The sequence below is a fragment of the Pseudomonas sp. 01L34 genome (assembly GCF_056400265.1).
Map to the genome: position 1 here is coordinate 251703 of NZ_JBFTSX010000001.1, position 20349 is coordinate 272051.

A 20349-nucleotide genomic window follows, 5' to 3' on the forward strand; every position below is an offset into this window, starting at 1 on the left:
GCCTGACCCAAAAAGCCGCAACTCAGGTTGCGGCTTTTTTTATGGGGGACCGAATCACTCAGCGTGGTTGTAGCGTCAGGAATGCACTGTTGGCCAGTTCCTTGCTGATGATCCCGCGGTGGATATCGATTTTCTGTTTCGGATCTGTAGCCTTGGCCATCGCCGATTCGTAGGTTTCGAAGCGTTGTTCCCTGGTTTTCAGATGGGCCTGGGTATATTGCGTCTTGGCATCATCGAAGCGCTCATAGTGAAAATGTGCGTACCCCCAGGGTTGATCGTCTTTGTTCAACAGGACGTACTCCTGCATGAAGTCTTTACGTCCGGTTTTCAGTTGTACGCGATTACCGATCATGCGTGGGTAAACCTCCTTGCACCGTAACAGAAACTCCACACCCTCACTGCTGGGGGGCTGGGCCAGTGTCATGCGGATGCGCAGTTCCGATGCCTTACTGTCGAGGGCTCGCGCGTGATCGCGTAAATCGCGGATTAACGAGGCATCTTGTTCCCGGTTTGGCGAGGGGGCCTCATGGTGTTCCAGACCCTCGGCATACCCGGTCAGCTTTTGTGCTTCGCGTTGCAATTGTTCTTCAATTTCCTTGGGTGAGCTTGCGCGTTGCGCGTAACCCTCGATTTTCCTTACCTGCTTGTCGACATTGGCGATGGCCTTGCGGGCATCCCCTTTGAGCTGTGCGTAGGAGTGCGCGGAGGCCTTGGGTGCGGGCTGCCTGACCTCGATCATTTCTACCCAGACATTCGGTTCATGTTCATGGAACGAAGCCAGTGGTGCATCTTCGAGTGGACCGTTGATATCAACAATGTCTCCGCCCTGGTTAGCCACGCGGGGGCGAATATCGCCGATCAGAGTGCCCTTGGCGGTTTTGATGACCCGCTTGCGACTGGCCCATGAAGAGGGGCGCTGGATCGGGGGCTTGCTGGCTCCGGGTGAAGACGGATCGGGCTCGGAGACCGAAGGTTGCGGGAGATTTTGAAGGTCATCGGCCAGACGTCGCTCGGCATCGAGGCGCAGTTCACCGATGATCTCTCGCAGGCGATTGAAGGCCGCCGGCTGTAATTCTTCGGCATTGAAGATGCCGATACTTTCAAGCCCATCCAGTGCTTTGCGGTAGTGATCGACCAGGTTGTCCAGAACGGCGATCCGATCGCTATTGTTATAAGTGCGAGAAGTTTGCAGTTCGGAATGGGAGCGAGACAGCAACATCAGGGGATCGAGTGCGCGTTCGAGTGGGGCCATGGTGGCGCTACCCAGTTCCTTCAGGCTGAGAATACGCAAGATGCTCAGTTGGTAGGATTTGACTCGCAAAGCGGTCAATTCATTCTCGGAGCGATTGTCGGTCAACCGTTTCCAGTCCTCCAAGCCCAAGCGAGACAGGTGTTTAAGCTCCGCAAGTCGGCTCTCTGTTTCTTCGTAGAACCTGATCATGGTTTCGTTGACTTCGGAGGTCCTGCGCATGAATTCGAAGTATCGATCCAGTACGACGTTGCCCTTGTCCTTGATTGCTTCGCGCAAGTGTTCGATACCGCGGGTCAAGTCCGCGTAAGTTCGATTGGTGGCTTCCCGTTCCCGGTCAGCGATGACCACACGTTTGCGCGCGTTGTTGATGAGATTCTCCAGCAGGTTGCGCTGCAGGTTTGGATCGGGATCAGTTTTGCTCAGAGCGCTTTTTTCGCGGATTTCGGCAAGCGCCGTGACATAGGTTTCGCTCTGTTTGTCCAGCTCGTCTGCGAACCGTTGGCGAAAAGTGGTGCGATCCTGCTCGCTGCTGGCGGGGTCGTTTGTTTTCAGCTCCATCAGCTTTTCCGCGATATCAACGCGTTTTTGCACCTGCGTCTGTTGCTGCAAAAATTCCTGGTGGTTCAGTTCCAGCAGGCTGATGCGTTGTTGTTTGCTCTCGCGCAGGGCATCCCGCCTGGCGTTACGTCCTCCGCCGAGCAGTTTCAGCCCTTGATCCAGCGTCCACCGGCCGTATCCATCGGTTTTGAGCTTGATTCCCGGATGGTCGGGATGCTCGGGATGCACCAGGTAGGCCTCACCGAAACCGGGCACGACACTCACGCGAAACAGCAGGCCGGCGACCGTGACGTGCCATTTGTTGTCGATCCGGTACAGCCCCTTGAACGGACCGGTTGCAACAGGCTCTGGCAGAGACGCGGGCCATGCAACCTTGACCGCCTGCAGCTTGTTGAACAGCCGCGCCGAGGTCGAGTCCCGAGCGGTCGACAGGTTGAAATCCAGCAACGTATTGCCACTGCCCGGCGGTTCGGAGGGCAGTCCGGGTGTTTCTTGAGTGATGGTTGTCTCGGGAGGCAGCAAGTCCAGTGGCAACAGACGGCGCAGCGGATCGAGGGTCACCGGAGCGTCTTCGCCCATGCGCTCTGGCGCGAATGCAGGCCGTTCACCTTGAGTTCGTGCGACATGCAAAAGGAGCAGGCCGATGTTCAAGAGCACATCGATCCAGGCCAGATTCCGGGTAGTTGGGTCATCACTGTCCAGTGCGGGCAGGTCGTTGATCAGGCTATGGGTGATTTGCAGCATCCAGCCCACCAGCATTGCCGGGCCGCGCAACAGTGGCAGTACCAGGTTGTTAAAGACCAGCCAGCCACCCTCAAGGATGATCGCCCAACGGCTTTCGGCATTGGACACCGATTGCCTGTCAGCCAGATCGGCCAGCGCCCGGGCGTTGCTGGCGAACAGGCTGGCCGGCAATCGACCTTCCTCCACTGCACTGAGCCACCGGGCCGCAGCTTCGTCGCCTGCCAGAATCGCCGGTTTCGGCTTGTCGGGCGGTGAGAACTCGTCGCCGATGTGAAAGTGGTTGATATGCGGTTCGTTGAAACCGTTGTTGTCGTAAACCGGACGTGCGCGGTCCGGGAGCCAGGTCAGCACGCTGGTTTGCAGCGCGCCCTGTTGCGCGATCGCTTTGAGCAAGTCGCTGCGAGCGGCGTATTGCTGCAGTGACGGGGTGTACAACGGGCGATAGAGGATATGCGGGCCAGAGGCCTGCAAGTCTTTGGGCTCGATGATGAACATGTTGGCGGCCACATCACAGTCGGCGCCGTCCTTGCGTTGGAACGCCAGGGGCCGGATGACCACGGCCTGTTCGTTGACGACCCGTTCGGCGGCGGTGCGATTCATCAACGCATCGACATAGCGATACCCCAGATGGGTGAACCCGTGCTCACCCTTGATCGAATGTTCGAGGGCCAGCAGGGGGAGATGAACCGACAGTTCCAGCGCGAACAATCGTTCCCGCTCCCGTGCGTCGTCGGTCTCGCCGAGCAGCAAGGTTTCGATCAGTTCGGGATAGTGCTGGCCGACATTGACCCGGCTCACCAGGTCCAGCAGATAGGCGTCGGTAGTCCACTGCTGAATCAGTTGGTCTCCGGTGTGACGGACAGTCATGCGGTCCTTGGGTTTTGTGGCGAGATTGTTGATCGCCAGCTCGGTCAGGGTCATTTTGACGGTTTCGATGTAGCCGCTGCCGAGGTCACCGACGGGTACATGAAAAGTCAGTTCCAGCTCGTCGGAGTTATAACCGGGCGCCAGCGGATAATCTTCCTGCATCTGCTTGTGCAAGGCTTTTCGGGCAAACGTACGAAGGTCGTCGATGCCATCGTTGAAGGTGCGCCCCTGGGTCTGTTGCTTGACGCTGGCCATGGCCAGGACGTGCTTGCGATAGGCCATGCGGTCAGTGGGTGTCGCCGCTTGCAACCACCTGGGAATCGACGCCTGTATCGGTTGAAAAACGGCCTCGTCCGGTTGGCTGTCGATGAACAGCGTGGCGACTTCGGTGATCGCATCAACGTGTTTCGCCAACTCGCCCAGGCCCTGGCTGGCGGGCAGTTTGAGCGCAGCCAGATCTTCCAGTTGCCGGTTCAGGAGCAGGGCAGCCTGAATGTCAAAGATGTTGCCGTCCGGCTCAAACCGCTTCCAGGTGATGACATCGGCTTTGTATGCCCGCTGAAACCGTGCGCCCCAAGCCAGGCCGAAAGCTTCCAGGGAAGAGAAGGACTCGATTTTGCCGGTCACGCTGCACAACAAATGGGTTTCACCACAAGTCACCAGGAGCTCGGAGGCCTGCAGCGTAATGGAGACGTCACCGTTGGTCAGGGTGGTTTGTAGGGTGCAGGCTTGTATGGGGCCTTTTGACCAGGATTGCTGGAGACGCTGCAGGTTGTCCGGGTGGCTGGCCAGCTCCGCGAGAATCCCGGCCTGCACCGGGTTGCTTTTCGACAGGCGGGTCGCGGATGTCTGCAGGACGCCGGCCAGCAAGTTTCCCAGCCATTGCCAGCGGCTGACGCCGGCCTCGTCCTTCTGGTTCCAGTAAAGGGTCAGCGATTCCTGGAGCCCGATGTGCAGCAAGTCGGGCAGCTCAAGGATGACCCCCGCAATCACCTGGAGATCAGGCAGGCGTGATGTGGTTTTGCCGACAGTCAGTTGCGCGGGCGCACGGTTGGTCAGAAAGCAGGCACGACCGAACCGCTCGCTGAAATCGACAGGTGTGCCGCTGGCCAGATAATCCAGTACCAAGTCCAGCAGTAACGTGAGGCGCCAGGCCCCGTTGGGAATCGGCTGCGCGATTTTGGTTCGCTCAGGGTCGAAGTCCAGTTGCGGGTACTTTTCCAGTACGCCGTCCTTGAGCAGGCGAGCGGTTTCCGAGCGCAGGGTGGGGCGGGAGCTCAAGCGGGCGCTGACGGCGTGCGCGATGATATCGGTCATGTCCGCCGTGGCAGGGGGGGATGCAGGTATCGGCATGATGCAATCCTTTGCATGGGTTGAGTCACGCAAAGTAAGGCGAGGCCGGAATGGATGTGCGGTAACGGGATACCGCAGATCCGACAATTCGATGATCTAAGGGATGACTACGTGGTGGCAATGAGCCCAGGGGAATTGTGGTGGTTATGCGGGATCGGTGCCGAGCACCACATTCAGCGCGTTACGCGCATCGTCCAGTTGCACCAACGTCGCATGTCGCGCACCCAGCGCATCGCGATTCTCGATAGCCGTGAGAATCGCCTTATGCCGAGGCAACGCCAGTTCATGCAGGTTCGGCCGTTGGTTGGAGTGCTTCAAGGCTTCGGCAATCGCCACCGACAACATGTTGCACAGGTTCGCCAGCAAGTCGTTGTGGGTCGCGTCGGCGATGCGGCTGTGAAAATCCAGGTCCGGCTGCAACAAGGCTTCAGGCGTCGGTGCTGACTCCATGCGTTGGTAGGCTTCACCGATGGAGGCGATGTCTGCGTCGGTGGCGAACTGCGCGGCCAGGGCTGCAGCGGCCGGTTCGATGATACTGCGCACGCTGGTCAGCAGGCTGAAGAACTCATTCTGCGGGCTGCTTTGCATCAACCAGTGCAACACGTCCGGGTCGAGCATGTGCCATTCCCGGCGCGGCTTGACCACGGTGCCGACCCGCGGACGGGAATACACCAGGCCCTTGGCAACCAGCACTCGGGTCGCTTCGCGCAGGACTGGCCGGCTGACCGCGTATTCCTCGCACAACAGGGCTTCGGCGGGCAGTTTGTCGTCCGGTTTGAAGCGTCCCGAGACAATCTGCATGCCCAATTCCTGGACGATGCGCGAGTGCATGCTTTTGCGGTCGGAGGGTTTGCGGTAATCCATGGGGAACGGCGCGGTCCTGTGCGATGGGGTGCTGCGCATGATAGCAGGCGCGGCGGGCACAATCATTGTGGCGAGGGAGCTTGTCGGATCGCCGCACCGTCCCGCTCGGCTGCGAAGCAGTCGCAAATCGGCCGGCACGGTCTGCCTGACAAATCGCGACTGCCTGTATTGGGGCCGCTTCGCAGCCCAACGGGACGGTGCGGCGATCCGACAAGCTCCCTCGCCACAGGTTCTGCTGTGGTTACAGAATCCAGAGGGTCAGTGAGAGTGACGCGGCACCTCGGCTCCACGACAACCGACGAGGAAGTCGAAGTCGCAGCCCTGATCCGCCTGCAGCACATGGTCGATGTACAGCTGGCGATAGCCGCCCACCAGTAACTGTTGCGGCGGTTGCAGGTCGGCCATGCGCGCGGCCAGTTCGGCATCCGGAATGTCCAGATGCAAACGTCCACTGGCGCAATCGAGCTCGATCCAGTCGCCTTCCTTCACTGCCGCCAAAGGCCCGCCGGCGGCGGCTTCCGGTGCCACATGCAAGACCACGGTTCCGTACGCCGTGCCGCTCATGCGTGCGTCGGAAATCCGTACCATATCCGTCACACCCTGGGCCAGCAGCTTGGCCGGCAAGCCCATGTTGCCGACTTCGGCCATGCCCGGATAACCCTTCGGCCCGCAGTTTTTCATCACCAGAATCGAGTTGGCGTCCACGTCCAGTTCCGGATCGTTGATCCGCGCCTTGTACATGTCGAAATTCTCGAACACCACCGCGCGCCCGCGATGTTGCATCAGCTCGGCACTCGCCGCAGAGGGCTTGAGCACCGCACCCAGTGGCGCCAGGTTGCCGCGCAACACGCAGATGCCGCCGTCGGCGCGGATCGGGTTGTCGAGGGTGCGGATCACTTCATCCTGACCATAGATCGGCGCGTCCTTGGTGTTCTCGCCGAGGGTTTTGCCGTTGACGGTGAGGGCGTTCGGGTTCGGAATCAGGTTGGCTTCGCCCAGGCGACGCAGCACTGCAGGCAAGCCACCGGCGTAGTAGAACTCTTCCATCAGGAAGCGCCCGGACGGTTGCAGGTCGACAATGGTCGGCATGCCGCGACCGATGCGGGTCCAGTCGTCCAGGTCCAGTTCGACACCGATGCGTCCGGCGATGGCTTTCAAGTGGATCACCGCGTTGGTCGAACCGCCGATGGCAGCGTTCACCCGGATGGCGTTTTCGAAGGCTTCCTTGGTGAGGATTTTCGACAGCTTCAAATCTTCGCGAACCATCTCCACTGCACGCATACCCGACATGTGCGCCAACACATAACGGCGCGCATCGACTGCCGGAATCGCCGCGTTGTGGGGCAGGGACGTGCCCAGCGCTTCGGCCATGCAAGCCATGGTCGAGGCGGTGCCCATGGTGTTGCAGGTCCCGGCGGAACGGGACATGCCACCCTCGGCCGCGAGGAAATCATCAAGGGTGATCGTGCCAGCCTTGACCTGTTCGCTGAGCTGCCACACCACCGTGCCCGAACCGATGTCCTGGCCCTTGTGCTTGCCGTTGAGCATCGGCCCACCGGTGACGACGATCGCCGGCACGTCGCAACTGGCCGCGCCCATCAGCAGCGCCGGAGTGGTTTTGTCGCAACCAGTGAGCAGTACCACGCCATCGATCGGGTTGCCGCGAATGGCTTCCTCGACGTCCATGCTCGCCAGGTTACGGGTGAGCATGGCGGTGGGGCGCAGGTTCGATTCGCCGTTGGAGAACACCGGGAATTCCACAGGAAAGCCACCGGCTTCGATCACCCCGCGTTTGACGTGCTCCGCGATCTGGCGGAAATGCGCGTTGCACGGGGTCAGTTCCGACCAGGTGTTGCAAATGCCGATGATCGGCTTGCCGTGGAACTGATGGTCGGCGATGCCCTGATTCTTCATCCAGCTGCGGTACATGAAGCCGTTCTTGTCGGCAGTGCCAAACCATTGGGCGGAGCGCAGGGTGGGTTTCTTATCAGTCATGATCGGTTCTCTTATTGTATGACTATATTGTTCGAGCTGTGGCGTAACATAAGCGCAATTTCGGCTGTTTGGAAGTGTTGTTGGTTAAATAGTAATACTATATAGTCGTTTTCAACGGAGGGACGGCCCTGATGGTTTTCCGCGAGAGGCGTCCCCCGAGGTTCTATAACAACAACAATCGGAGACCGAACTCATGAGCCAGGAATTGCGGCTTATCCGTCGCATCACGTTGAAACTGATTCCCTTCCTGATCCTGCTGTACCTGATCGCCTATGTGGATCGCTCTGCCGTGGGGTTCGCCAAGCTGCACATGGGCGCCGACGTCGGCATCGGTGATGCGGCTTACGGATTTGGTGCCGGGCTTTTCTTCATTGGCTACTTTCTGCTGGAGATCCCCAGCAACCTGATGCTCGACCGCTTCGGCGCCCGACGCTGGTTCGCGCGGATCATGGTCACCTGGGGCGCTATCACCATCGGCATGGCGTTCGTCCAGGGCCCGAACAGCTTCTATGTGATGCGTTTTCTGCTCGGCGCGGCCGAAGCCGGGTTCTTTCCAGGCGTGCTGTACTACATCACCCAATGGTTCCCGATTCGCCATCGCGGCAAGATCCTCGGGCTGTTCATCCTTTCCCAACCCATCGCCATGATGATCACCGGCCCGGTGTCCGGCGGTTTGCTCGGTATGGACGGCACGCTTGGCCTGCACGGCTGGCAGTGGCTGTTCATCGTCATCGGTACGCCAGCGATCCTGCTGACCTGGCCGGTGCTGCGCTACTTGCCGGACGGCCCGGACCAAGTGAAATGGCTGGATCAATCCGAGAAAGACTGGCTGACCGGGGAACTGAAAAAAGACCTCGCCGAGTATGGCCAGACCTGCCACGGCAATCCGTTGCATGCACTGAAGGACAAACGGGTGTTGCTGCTGGCGCTGTTCTATCTGCCGGTGACCTTGAGCATCTATGGCCTCGGTTTGTGGCTGCCGACGCTGATCAAGCAGTTCGGTGGCACAGACCTGGTGACCGGGTTCGTGTCATCGGTGCCGTACATCTTCGGAATCATCGGTTTGCTGATCATTCCGCGCAGTTCCGACCGCCTGAATGATCGCTACGGTCATCTGGCGGTGCTGTATGTGTTGGGTGCCATCGGCCTGTTCCTCAGCGCCTGGCTGTCGGTACCGGTGCTGCAACTGGCGGCGCTGTGCCTGGTGGCGTTCGCGCTGTTTTCCTGCACGGCGGTGTTCTGGACCTTGCCGGGGCGCTTCTTCGCCGGCGCCAGTGCGGCGGCAGGAATCGCGTTGATCAATTCGGTGGGCAACCTCGGCGGCTACATCGGCCCGTTCGTGATTGGTGCGCTGAAGGAGTACACCGGCAACCTGGCGTCGGGGCTGTATTTCCTGTCCTGCGTGATGGTGTTCGGCCTGGTCCTGACCGGCGTGGTGTATCGCCTGCTGGAACGCAAGCATGTGCTGCCGGCCGACCAGTTCGCGGCAAGTGCCCGCGGTGCTACCCGTACCTGACGCGAGATTGGCCAACAAGTTCTGCATTAACAGGAGAAGGTTCATGCGTTTAGTTCAGTTCGAATTGAGTAATGGCGAACGCCGCGTCGGCGTGGTCGAAGACGGTCTGGTGCGTGAAGTGCAGGATGCGCACACGGTGCGGGATCTGGCGCTGGCGGCGATCGAGGCGGGCACCACTCTTGAGCGACAGGTTCAAACCCTGGGGCTGGGCATCAGCCACAACTATGCCGAGTTGCTGGCCAAGCTGCGCATCCTGCCGCCGCTGGATCACCCGGACCCGGCGCATATGCTGGTCAGCGGCACCGGCCTGACCCATTTGGGCAGCGCCTCGGCTCGGGACAAAATGCATCAGCAGGCCGGCGATGAAGCGGCGATGACCGACACCATGCGCATCTTCAAGTGGGGTGTGGAGGGCGGTAAACCTGCAGCCGGCCAGGCCGGCGTGCAACCGGAATGGTTCTACAAGGGCGATGGCAGCATCGTCGTGCGACCGGGCAAGCCTTTCCCGCTACCGCCCTTTGCTGAAGATGCCGGGGAGGAGCCCGAACTCAGCGGCCTCTATGTCATCGGCCACGACGGCAAACCGTATCGCCTCGGTTTTGCGGTGGGCAACGAGTTCTCCGATCACGTGATGGAACGCAAGAATTACCTTTACCTGGCCCATTCGAAACTGCGCAGTTGCAGCTATGGCCCGGAGCTTCGGGTCGGCGAACTGCCGCAACACCTGGCGGGCACCAGTCGCATCCTGCGCGACGGCGAAGTGCTCTGGCAGAACGAGTTCCTCAGTGGCGAAGCCAACATGTGCCACAGCCTGGAAAACCTCGAGTATCACCATTTCAAGTACAGCCAGTTCCTGCGCCCCGGCGATGTGCACATCCACTTCTTCGGCACCGCGACCCTGTCCTTCGCCGATGGCATCCGTACCCGGCCGGGTGATGTGTTCGAGATCAGCCAGGCTGAGTTCGGCGCACCCTTGATCAACGGCATCGCTCCGGTTGAAGCAGCGTTCGAACCCGGCACCGTCGGCACACTTTAAGGAGACACCCATGACCCGGATTCTTGGTCACAACTACATTGGCGGTGAGCGCAGCGCTGCCGGCACCGTCAAACTGCAAAGCGTCGATGCCAGCACTGGCGAGGCCTTGCCCCACGATTTCTACCAGGCCACCGTTGCAGAGGTCGACGCCGCCGCGAAGGCTGCCGCCGCCGCTTACCCGGCCTATCGCAGCCTGAGCGCCGAGCGCCGTGCGCAATTTCTGGACACGATTGCCGATGAACTGGACGCCCTGGGCGATGAGTTCGTGGCCGTGGTCTGCCGCGAAACCGCGTTGCCGGCGGCGCGGATTCAAGGTGAGCGTGGGCGCACCAGCGGCCAGATGCGTCTGTTCGCCAAGGTGCTGCGGCGTGGTGATTTCTATGGCGCGCGGATCGATCTGGCGCTGCCGGAACGCCAGCCACTGCCGCGTCCGGACCTGCGTCAGTACCGCATTGGCCTGGGGCCGGTGGCGGTGTTTGGCGCGAGTAACTTTCCGTTGGCGTTCTCCACTGCTGGCGGCGACACCGCTTCGGCCTTGGCCGCCGGCTGCCCGGTGGTGTTCAAGGCTCACAGCGGCCACATGGCAACCGCTGAATGGGTGGCCGACGCGGTGATTCGCGCCGCTGAAAAAACCGCCATGCCCGCCGGTGTGTTCAACATGATCTACGGCGGTGGAGTAGGGGAAGCGCTGGTCAAGCACCCGGCGATTCAGGCGGTCGGTTTTACCGGTTCACTGAAAGGCGGTCGGGCGCTGTGCGACATGGCCGCGGCACGGCCGCAGCCGATTCCGGTGTTCGCCGAGATGTCGAGCATCAACCCGGTGATCGTGTTACCGCAGGCGCTGGATACTCGTGCTGAAAGCATCGCCCGTGACCTCACGGCTTCAGTGGTGCAGGGCTGCGGGCAGTTCTGTACCAATCCGGGGCTGGTGATCGGCATTCGTTCGCCGCAGTTCAGTGCGTTCGTACAGCAGGTGGCCGGGCTGATCGGCGATCAGCCGGCGCAAACCATGCTCAACGCCGGCACCTTGAGCAGCTATGGTAAAGGCCTGCACAAGCTTCTTTCGCATCCGAAAATCGAGCACTTGGCCGGTAATCCGCAACAAGGCAATCAGGCGCAGCCGCAATTGTTCAAGGCGGATGTGAGTCTGTTGCTCGATGGCGATGAAGTGCTGCAAGAGGAAGTGTTCGGCCCGACCACGGTGTTTGTTGAAGTGGCGGATCAGGCGCAACTCAGTGCTGCGCTGAACGGCCTGCACGGGCAACTGACGGCAACGATTATCGGTGAGCCGGCGGACTTCGAACGCTTCGGCGAGCTGACGCCCTTGTTGGAGCAGAAGGTCGGGCGGATCTTGCTCAACGGTTATCCGACGGGTGTGGAAGTCTGCGATTCGATGGTCCATGGCGGGCCGTATCCGGCGACTTCCGATGCGCGCGGCACCTCGGTGGGCACCCTGGCCATCGACCGTTTCCTGCGCCCGGTATGCTTCCAGAACTACCCCGACAGCCTGCTGCCGGACGCGTTGAAGAATGGCAATCCGTTGCGCATCCAACGTTTGGTCGATGGCAAACCATCACGAGAAGCGCTCTAACGGCTGTGGCGAGGGGGCTTGTCGGAACGCCGCACCGCCCCGTTGGGCTGCAAAGCAGCCCCAAAATCTCTGATGTACCAAAGATTTTGTGAGTGCTACGCACTCAAACGGGGGCAAGCCCCCTCGCCACAGTCCGTTCCCGCATTGAGCTATCATTGCGTCTTTCCCATTCAAAGATTGACTGCCATGACTGCCGTAAACGACACCTTGCTCAACGCCCTCGAACATTGCGACATGCTGGAGATCGACGGACTGCACGCTTTCGACTTCTCTCTCGATGAGGACGATAACCTGCACATCGAATGCATGGACGGTCGGGCGCTCAAGCGCTGGGAGTTCAGCATGGCGCAGATCAAGGCGGCGACTTTCGATCCCGATTTGAAGAGCTGGATCATCACCGGTGATTCCGGTGAACACCGGCTGGTACCTATGGAAGCGTTTGGTGGTCAGGATGACGAGGACGAAACGAATGAGGATGCGTAACTTCTGGCCACTGTTGATCGCCGGCAGCGTCGGCGCGATGGGCGTGCAGGCTGCGCCGGTCGACAACTACGAATTGCTGGTGGGGTCGTATACCGCCGGCCAGAGCCAGGGGATTTATCGCCTGAACTTCGACAGCCGCACCGGGCAGATCGATGCCAAGCCGCTGCAAGTGGTGAAGAGCGCCAACCCGTCCTGGCTGACCGTGTCCAAGGATCAACGTCGCTTGTTCGCGGTCAACGAAAACGGCCCGGGGCAGGCCGATCCGGTAGGGCGCGTCAGCAGTTACGCAATCGATCCGAAAACCCATGAGCTGAGCCTGATCAACCAGGTGCAAACCCTGGGCAGCGAGCCGACCCATTCGAGCATCAGCGGTGATGCCAGCCATCTGTTTGTCAGCAACTACTCGGTGGCTGAAGACCCGGGCGGCACCCTGGCGGTGTTACCGGTGAGCCCCGATGGCAAGCTGAAACCCGTCGTGCAGATGAGCGGTCATCCGTCCAGCCGGATCGACCCCGAGCGGCAGATGTCGGCGCACGTGCATTCGGTGGTTTCTTCGCCGGACGGCCGCTACGTGTTTGCCAATGACCTGGGCGCGGACAAGATCTTTATCTATCGCTTCGACCCCAAGGCCAATCCGGAACTGCCGTTGACTGCCGCCAAACCCGCGTCCGTCCCGTTGCCCCCCGGCAGCGGGCCGCGACATTTACTGTTCAGCGCCGATGGCAAGCACGCCTGGCTGACCATGGAAATGAGCGCGCAGGTGGCGGTGTTCGATTACAAGGACGGCCAACTCGAACAAACGCAGTTGGTCGATCTGGCGGCGGGGCTGCCCACATCGGGCAAGGCCGCGGCTGCGCTTCATGCCTCGGCCGATGGCAAGTTCCTTTACGTCAGTAACCGTGGCACCGCCAATCAGTTGCTGGTGTTCGCCATCGACCCGGCAACCGGCCACCTCAAGGAGCTTCAGCGTCGCTCGGTGGACGGCGATCACCCGCGCGAGTTCAGTCTCGACCCGAGCGGCAAATTCGTGCTGATTGCCAACCAGAAGAGCAACCAGATTGTCGTCATCGAGCGTGACGCCAAGACCGGTCTGTTGGGCAAAACCGTGCAAAAACTGCCGATGGATGCCCCGAGCGATCTCAAGTTCCTGCTGCGTCAATAGGCCGCAGGCCCCGGTTGATGGGGCCTGCAACCTTCTATTAATGAGACTGATATCGGCTAATGCTACAAAGCATTTCAAGGCGCCGACCCTCGGGAGTTAAGTTTGCTTCACGGCCCAACCGGGCAAGCAAGCCAACTGAATCGAGGAATACCGCCATGAACTTCAATCTCTTCTCTGTTATCGCCGCTTCCGCTATTTCCGCCACTGTTGCTCTGCCTGCCAGCGCCAACGTTGAAATCAGCGACAAAAAATCCCACACCCAAAGCTACACCCAGAAATACCTGCAACAGAGCGCCAACTTCTACGCCGCGCTGGATCACAAAAACCAACACTGAAATGTCAGCCCTGCACCCTTTATGCAGGAGCGAAGTCACTTGCCGATCGGCCCAAACAGGCGTCGAAAAGCCCCGAAGTGATGTCGCTCCTGCATAACGCATTTACGACAGCATCATATTGCCATCAATGTATTGCTTGATATCACATGGCCATGTGTTTAAATTTGACGCTGATTTTTTGACTCCTTCTCTAATAAGGATCGACAGCATGGCAATGCGTCTGGCAGTGGTTCTCCTGTTTCTCTATTCCACCCCGATTCTGTCGGCTGCCCAGCCCGTTCCCAACGAGCCGGACGCGGCCCGTGAGCGCTTGATGAGTTTTATCGAGGATTGAAACGCACTGGGTTAAAGATCAATAAAACTGATAGCTACTATGCATAAAGGTCGCTAGTTATCTTCTGTTTTTTGATCGATTCTGTGGGCACTGAAACATGCCCACGGAGATCACCATGGCCAGCACCATCCTCACTTCTGCCAAACACGGCGCCTACCTGGCCATTGGTCTTTACGTGGCCATGGTGTTGGTCGTCAGCCTTTCGGCTCAATCGCAACACAGCCTTCAAGCACCGATTCAGGTCGCTTATCCCGGCATCCAGTTCGAACACCGCGCTCAACATGCGGTGGTTGATGACGTCGACTTGGCGGGGGTGGCAGGGGCATGAAAGGACGCAGACTCTGGGTCATCGCCTTTCTGGCGTTCATGACCAATGGCGCTTCGTTGTTGGGGATCGGGCAGGGCTCGGCGGGCTCGGTGGCACGGGCCATCGAATGCAACCACAACATCGCCCACAACATCCAGACCGCCAAAGCGCTGGAGTTGCTGGTGGGTAATCCGCCGAGCAAATCCAATGGCGAATTTTTCGGGCCATTCCAGGTGGATTGCTCGGCGTTGGGGATGTGTGAAGTGTTGGCCTGATTCCCTTACCTGCACACACCCACACCTGTAGCAGCTGCCGAAGGCTGCGTTCGGCTGCGAAGCAGTCGTAAAACCAGAGCTTGCGGTGCATCAGTCAGACCGCATCAGCCGAGTTTACGACTGCTACGCAGCCGAACGCAGCCTCGCACGCTCGGCAGCTGCTACAAAGGCTACTTCTGCATCACACCGGTGAACAGATCCGATTCCAGAAAGCGCTGCAACCAGCCCTGCAATCGCACATAAGGTGTCTGCCCGAACCACTCGCGATCCACATGGGCGAATTGCCGCACGAACGGCATCAAGGCGACATCGGCCAGGCTCGGGTGCTCGCCCAGCAAGTAGGCGCGCCCCTCCAGCAATTGATCCAGCTTGCGCAAGAACACCTCGCCCTCGGCGCGATAAAACGTCATTGGTTGCTCGGGATAACGCTCGGCGTATTTGTAGCGATTGAGGTGCACCTTGAACACCGAATCGTTTTCTTCGATCAGCCCGGCGATGTATCGCTGCCCGACAGGGTCATCCTTGAGCAACCAGTCCTGCGGGTCGTTCTGCGCCAGCGCCCAGCGCATGATTTCCAGGCTTTCATCGATCACCCGGCCGTCCACGCTCAGCACCGGCACCGTGCCTTTACTTGACAGTGCGAGCATTTCGGCCGGTTTGGCCTTGAGGCTGACCTCGACGATATTCACCGCAACCCCCGAATAACGCAGGGCCATGCGAGCGCGCATGGCGTAGGGGCAGCGGCGGAACGAATACAGCGTGATCATTTCACCTCCAGGGTACTCAGGCCGTTGCCCTGGCGGTGGACCTGGATCTGCACCGGAATCCGTTCATGCATTTCCTGTACGTGGGAAATCACCGCGACCTTGCGTCCCTGTGCCTGCAGGCCGTCGAGGGCGTCCATGGCCAGTTGCAGGGATTCGGGGTCGAGGCTGCCGAAGCCTTCGTCGATGAACAACGATTCGATTTTCAGCGTGCTCGATGCCATCGATGCCAAACCGAGCGCCAGCGCCAGCGACACCAGGAACGTCTCGCCACCGGACAGCGAATGCACCGAGCGCAGTTCATCGCCCATCTCGGTGTCCATCACCAATAACCCGAGCATGCTGCCGCCCCGCTTCAGGCGATAGCGCCGCACCAGTTGCCGCAACTGGACGTTGGCGTGATGCACCAGCAGGTCGAGGTTGTAGGCCTGGGCGATTTTGCGGAAGGTGTCGCCGGTGGCCGAACCGATCAGCGCACTCAAGCGCGCCCAGCGCTGGTACTCGGCGTAGGCGTCGGCGATCTGCTGCGCCAGCGCCTGATTGGCGTTTTGTCGACGCTGATCTTCGGTTTGTTCGGCGCGCAATTCAGCGCAGCGATGCTCGCTGGCGGCGAACAGGTTTTGCAGCTCGGCCAGTGCCGTGGCCAGTTGTCCGGCGTCCAGGTTGCCGTTGTGCTGCGCCTGATGATCGCGCAAGCGCTGATCCCGCTCCTGCAACAGCACCTTGGCTTGCGCGATGTCTTGTTCGCTTTGCTGCAATCGTTGACGCAGCTCGCTGAGCTGTTGGTCGTTGACACCGAGCAGCGCTTCCAGCCCACCGTCGTCCAGTTCTGGATGCTGCGCGCGCCAGTCGGCGATCTTGCTGTTGAGCTCGCGGTCTTCGCTTTCCAGGGCTTGCGCACGTTCCTGTTGCGCCTTGAGTTCGGCGGCCAGTTGCACCAGCTCCGTGCGCACGCTTTGCAGTTCCTGATTGGCCGTCGCTTCGGCATTGCGTGCCTGCTCGACGGCCTGATCCAGTTGCTGCTGCCATTGTTCGGCGCTGGCGTGTTCGCCCAGCAGTTGCGTCAGTTTTTCCTGGCAAGCCTGTTGTTGCCCGGCCAGCGCGCTGAACTGCTGCTGCGCGACGTCCAGTTGCTGGGTGCGGGTCTGCTGGCGGTCCTGTTCTTTGTCCAGCGTCTGCTGGCGTTGTTGCTGTTCAGCGAGTTCATCGCGCTGCTGTTCGAGTTGTTGCAGGCGCTGGGCGATCTGCTGGTCGAGCTGCATGAAAGTCGCGGCGGGTTCATTGCGCAGGGCTTCCAGCGTCTGGGCTGGCAGCAGGCTGCTGAACGCACTCAGTTCTTCGTCCAGGCGTTGGCGATCGCTGCTCAACTCCCGTTGCTGGTTGAGCAGGTGTTGTGTCGCCTGTTGGTTCGCCGCTTCGGCGCTGCGCAGTTGTTGCGCCAGTCGCGCGGCATCTTGTTGCAGGGTGAGCAGGGCGGTTTGCCGCTGTTCGTCCTGGGTGATGCTCTGGTTCAACTGGCTGCTTTGTTGGGTCAGCCAGGCATCGCGTTTGTCTGCGTCCTGGGCCAACAGTTGAGCAGACAGAGGGTGCGCTTCCAGGCTCGGTGCCAGGCTCTGTTGCTGAGTGGCGAGTTGTTCTTGCTGTTGCAGCAATTCCTTTTGCTGAGCAATCAGGCCACCGACTTCGGCGCGCAGATCGGTGAGTTTTTCCTTGAGCAGGTCAACGGCTTTCTGGGCGTTGGCCTGTTCGTTTTCATCGTGCCGACCGAGGCTTTGCAGCAAGGCTTCGGGCTGATGATAAGGATGGTCCGGGCTGCCACAAACCGGGCACGGCTGATCGTCCAGCAGTTGTGCACGCAGCTCTTCGACGCTGGCACTGCGTGCCAGGCGCTGACGTTCCAGCAGTTCGCGGGTGACGGTCAGGGTCTGTTCGGCAACGGTCAATTCGGCTTTGGTTTTCACGCCGTCCTGAGTCAGACGATCACGCTCTTGCTGAGCGGCGAGTTGGCGCTGCTGCAACTCGGCGCCGCGTTTGTCCAGTTCCTGCTGGCTGGCCCACAGCCGCGTCAGCTCTTCAATGGCCCGCAGTTGCTTGCGGTTGTCCTGTAGCAGGCTGCCGAGGATCTGAATCTGCTCGGCCACCGCTTCAGGTTCGGCGCCGGCCTCTTTGTACAGCAGCTCAAGGCTCTGGCGCTGGGTGGCCAGATCCTCGGCGGCGCGGGTGGCGCTTTGCTCCAGGCCGGCCAGTTCGGACTGGCCCTTGTTCAGGCGATTGCCGATCAGCATCAGTTGTTGCAGACGATCGCGGTAGGCGTTCCAGGCGTCGCTCAGTGGCGCCAGATGAGTGCTCTGCTCAAGCTCACCGGCGATACGCTGCAACCGTTCTGCGACCTGTTTCTGCTGGTCAAGCAAGCCCTGAATCGTACTTTGGCCCTGAGTGCTGGCCAGTTCTGCCTGCTGCTTGAGGTCGGCACTGAGGCTGGCGTCCTTGACCAGGCGGGCGAGGGTGCTTTGCTCTTCGAAGGCCTGACGCAGCAGCGGCGCGCTGGTGCTGTGTTGGCTTTGTGCGGCGGCCAGTGCCGTTTGCGCCGCGCTCAGGCTGTGTTCGAGCTGAGCCTGACGCGCGTTCAGTTCGGTTTGCTGTTGGGTATGCTGCTGAATCTGTGCCGCCAGCGGTGTGAGCTGGGTGGTCAATTCGGTCTTTCGCGCGAATTGGTGCCGTTGCGGGGCCAGTTGCTCCAGACGGGTCAGCTTCAAGCGCTCGCCGGCCAGGCTGTCCCAGTGTTGTTGGGCGGACTGCAGTTGCTCGGAGGCGCTCTGTTGCGCGTCCTGCAACTGACGCAAATCCTTGAGCCAGGTGTGTTGCAACTCCAATTGCTTGAGCTGCGCCTGCTGGGTCTTGAGTTGCTGCTGCGCGTCATTGAAGCGCTCATCAAGCTCGGCCCGGGCTTCAGGCGACAGTGGCGTGACCCCGGTGGCCTGGTCCTGCAACAGCTTGTGGGCTTCGCGTGCTTCTTTGGTCTTGTCGAAGGCGCGGCGACCGAGGCGGGTGTAGAGCGCGGTGTCGGTGAGCTTTTCCAGCAGTTCGCTACGGTCGTTGTCGTCCGCCTTGAGGAACGCGCTGAACTCGCTTTGGGCCAACAACACGGCGCGGGTGAACTGTTCGAAGTTCAGGCCCAGCGCGGTTTCGAGCTGAGTCTTGTACTCGCCTTTCTGGCTGGCCAGCAGTTGATCCTGATCGATGTCGCGCAGGCTCTGGCGACTGGCTTGCAGCTTGCCGCCGGCCTTCTCCCGAGCGCGATTGGCCTCCCAGCGCGCGCGATAGCGACGACCGTCGATGCCGACGAAATCCACTTCGGCATAACCTTCTCCGGTGCCACGACGCAGCAGGGTCCGCGGGTCGCCGGTGCCGATTTCGCCATCGGCGTCCGGAACCTTGGCATCGCGGCCGGTATTGTTCAGCCGCGGCACGGCGCCAAACAGCGCCAGGCACAGCGCATCGAGCAGCGTGCTTTTGCCGGCGCCGGTCGGCCCGGTAATCGCAAACAGACCGGCACTGGCCAAGGGTTCGACGGTGAAGTCGATCTCAAACGGCCCGGCCAGGGAGGCGAGGTTTTTCAAGCGGATCGCGAGGATTTTCATGGTTGCTCGCTCTCCATCTGCACGTCTTGCAGCAGCTCGGCGAAGTCCTTGAGCGTTTGCTCGTCGACCTCGCTGCCGTAGTTGTCCTGCCAGGCGCGGCTGAACAGTTCCTGCGGTGTGAGCTGATCCAGTTCGATCAAGGTGGCGCCGTCATCGACACCATCGCGACTGCCGTTGCCGGCGTATTCGGCGGCAATCCGCACCAGCCGTACCGCTTTGCCTTGCAGGGCTGTTTCCACTTGATGGCGCAGGTCCGGTTGCGGTTCATCGAGGCGCACCCGCACTTCCAGCCACGGCTGGCGCTGGATGTCGGCGAGCAGGTCGATGTTGGGCAGGTCGGCCAGTTGCAGCAGGATCTCCGCCAGCGGCGCGGGGCCGAGGCGTTGCAGGTTCACTGGTCGGGGAATGAGCTTCGGTTCGACGCTGAGCAGGGTTTCGCCATCCAGTTTGATGTCGAGAATCTGATGCTGATAACCGATCTCGGAGAACGATAACGGAATCGGCGAGCCGCTGTAGCGGATGCGTTCTTCGCCGTTGACCTTCTGCGGCTTGTGCAAATGCCCGAGGGCGACATAGCTGATGCTCGGCCCGAACAGGCTGGCAGGCAGGGCTTCAGCGTTGCCGATGATCAGGCTGCGCTCGGAGTCCTCGGACACCGAACCGCCGGCCATGTGCGCATGGCTGATAGCGATCAGCGCCTGACCCGGCTTGCGCTTGACGTTCGCCGCTTCAATCAGCCATTCGTGAACCTGGCCGATGCCGCGCAAATAGTTGTCACCCAGCTGCGCGCCGGTCACTTCGGCGGGGCGCAGGAACGGCAGCGCCAGGCACCAGGCAGCGATTGCGCCGCTGGCATCCGGCAACGGCAGCAACAGGCGTTCGGCATCCAGTTGGCCGTCATCCAGCCACAGCACGCGCCCCAGGGCGTGAGTGCGCAAGCGGCGCATCAACGGCGCGGGCAGTTCGATGCGCGAGCCGGAGTCGTGGTTGCCGGCGATCATCACGATGGTCAGCAAGGGCTGCTGCTCGTGGGCGCTGACGATGAAATCGTAGAGGCGTTCCTGGGCTTTGACCGGTGGGTTGACCGTGTCGAAGATATCGCCGGCAATCAGCAGCACATCAGGCTGGTCCAGCTTCAGCTGACGCAGCAGCCAGTCGAGAAAACAGGCGTGCTCGAAATCGCGTTCCTGGCCGTGCAGGTTCTGCCCAAGGTGCCAGTCGGAGGTGTGGAACAGACGCAAGGCGTACTCCGCAACAAAATAAGGTGATGGC

At 60.6% G+C, this 20349-nt stretch carries 15 protein-coding genes; 9 read left to right on the forward strand and 6 right to left on the reverse strand.

Annotated elements, in window-relative coordinates:
- Positions 1-58 precede the first annotated feature (58 nt).
- From AC1DQM_RS01185 to AC1DQM_RS01195, 3 genes are all read right to left on the reverse strand, one after another.
- Positions 59-4774: a dermonecrotic toxin domain-containing protein gene (locus AC1DQM_RS01185; protein ID WP_477745699.1), complete on the reverse strand. Its 4716-nt coding sequence runs from the start codon at positions 4772-4774 to the stop codon at positions 59-61.
- Positions 4775-4918: 144 nt separating this feature from the next.
- Positions 4919-5638 (reverse strand): FadR/GntR family transcriptional regulator, encoded by a 720-nt coding sequence (locus AC1DQM_RS01190; RefSeq protein ID WP_018926179.1) that lies wholly within the window; start codon positions 5636-5638, stop codon positions 4919-4921.
- Between the two features lie 258 nt (positions 5639-5896).
- Positions 5897-7633, reverse strand: coding sequence for an IlvD/Edd family dehydratase (locus AC1DQM_RS01195; RefSeq protein WP_018926177.1), 1737 nt, complete (start codon positions 7631-7633; stop codon positions 5897-5899).
- Positions 7634-7826: 193 nt separating this feature from the next.
- Here AC1DQM_RS01195 and AC1DQM_RS01200 point away from each other — a divergent pair, with 193 nt between their 5' ends.
- From AC1DQM_RS01200 to AC1DQM_RS01240, 9 genes are all read left to right on the forward strand, one after another.
- The gene (locus AC1DQM_RS01200) at positions 7827-9149 is read left to right on the forward strand and encodes an MFS transporter (protein ID WP_018926176.1); all 1323 of its coding nucleotides are present in this window, start codon (positions 7827-7829) and stop codon (positions 9147-9149) included.
- A 43-nt stretch (positions 9150-9192) separates the two neighbouring features.
- Entirely contained in the window at positions 9193-10185 is a 993-nt protein-coding gene (gene araD1 / locus AC1DQM_RS01205; protein WP_018926175.1) for an AraD1 family protein, read from the forward strand.
- Between the two features lie 10 nt (positions 10186-10195).
- A complete protein-coding gene (locus tag AC1DQM_RS01210) occupies positions 10196-11776 on the forward strand; it encodes an aldehyde dehydrogenase (NADP(+)) (RefSeq protein ID WP_477745700.1) in 1581 nt (526 codons plus the stop codon).
- 186 nt (positions 11777-11962) lie between these two features.
- Entirely contained in the window at positions 11963-12259 is a 297-nt protein-coding gene (locus tag AC1DQM_RS01215; protein WP_018926173.1) for a DUF5629 family protein, read from the forward strand.
- Positions 12246-13421, forward strand: coding sequence for a lactonase family protein (locus AC1DQM_RS01220; RefSeq protein ID WP_477745701.1), 1176 nt, complete (start codon positions 12246-12248; stop codon positions 13419-13421). The genes AC1DQM_RS01215 and AC1DQM_RS01220 overlap by 14 nt, the downstream gene beginning before the upstream one ends.
- Before the next feature lie 155 nt (positions 13422-13576).
- Positions 13577-13756: a hypothetical protein gene (locus tag AC1DQM_RS01225; RefSeq protein WP_018926171.1), complete on the forward strand. Its 180-nt coding sequence runs from the start codon at positions 13577-13579 to the stop codon at positions 13754-13756.
- A 208-nt stretch (positions 13757-13964) separates the two neighbouring features.
- Positions 13965-14090 carry a hypothetical protein gene (locus AC1DQM_RS01230; RefSeq protein ID WP_007901166.1) on the forward strand — a complete coding sequence of 42 codons (126 nt, stop codon included), beginning with the start codon at positions 13965-13967 and terminating at the stop codon, positions 14088-14090.
- 115 nt (positions 14091-14205) lie between these two features.
- Positions 14206-14418: a hypothetical protein gene (locus tag AC1DQM_RS01235; protein ID WP_018926170.1), complete on the forward strand. Its 213-nt coding sequence runs from the start codon at positions 14206-14208 to the stop codon at positions 14416-14418.
- Positions 14415-14672, forward strand: a complete 258-nt coding sequence (locus tag AC1DQM_RS01240) for a hypothetical protein (protein ID WP_018926169.1) — start codon at positions 14415-14417, stop codon at positions 14670-14672. Before AC1DQM_RS01235 ends, AC1DQM_RS01240 begins: the two co-directional genes overlap by 4 nt.
- Positions 14673-14842: 170 nt before the next feature.
- Here AC1DQM_RS01240 and AC1DQM_RS01245 read toward each other — a convergent pair whose 3' ends face one another.
- From AC1DQM_RS01245 to AC1DQM_RS01255, 3 genes are read right to left on the reverse strand one after another with little or no spacing between them, the layout of a single operon-like run.
- The gene (locus tag AC1DQM_RS01245; protein ID WP_477745702.1) at positions 14843-15439 is read right to left on the reverse strand and encodes a glutathione S-transferase; all 597 of its coding nucleotides are present in this window, start codon (positions 15437-15439) and stop codon (positions 14843-14845) included.
- On the reverse strand, positions 15436-19077 hold the full coding sequence (locus AC1DQM_RS01250) for an AAA family ATPase (RefSeq protein WP_477745703.1): 3642 nt from the start codon (positions 19075-19077) through the stop codon (positions 15436-15438). Before AC1DQM_RS01250 ends, AC1DQM_RS01245 begins: the two co-directional genes overlap by 4 nt.
- On the reverse strand, positions 19074-20318 hold the full coding sequence (locus AC1DQM_RS01255) for an exonuclease SbcCD subunit D C-terminal domain-containing protein (RefSeq protein ID WP_477745704.1): 1245 nt from the start codon (positions 20316-20318) through the stop codon (positions 19074-19076). Before AC1DQM_RS01255 ends, AC1DQM_RS01250 begins: the two co-directional genes overlap by 4 nt.
- Between the last annotated feature and the right edge of the window lie 31 nt (positions 20319-20349).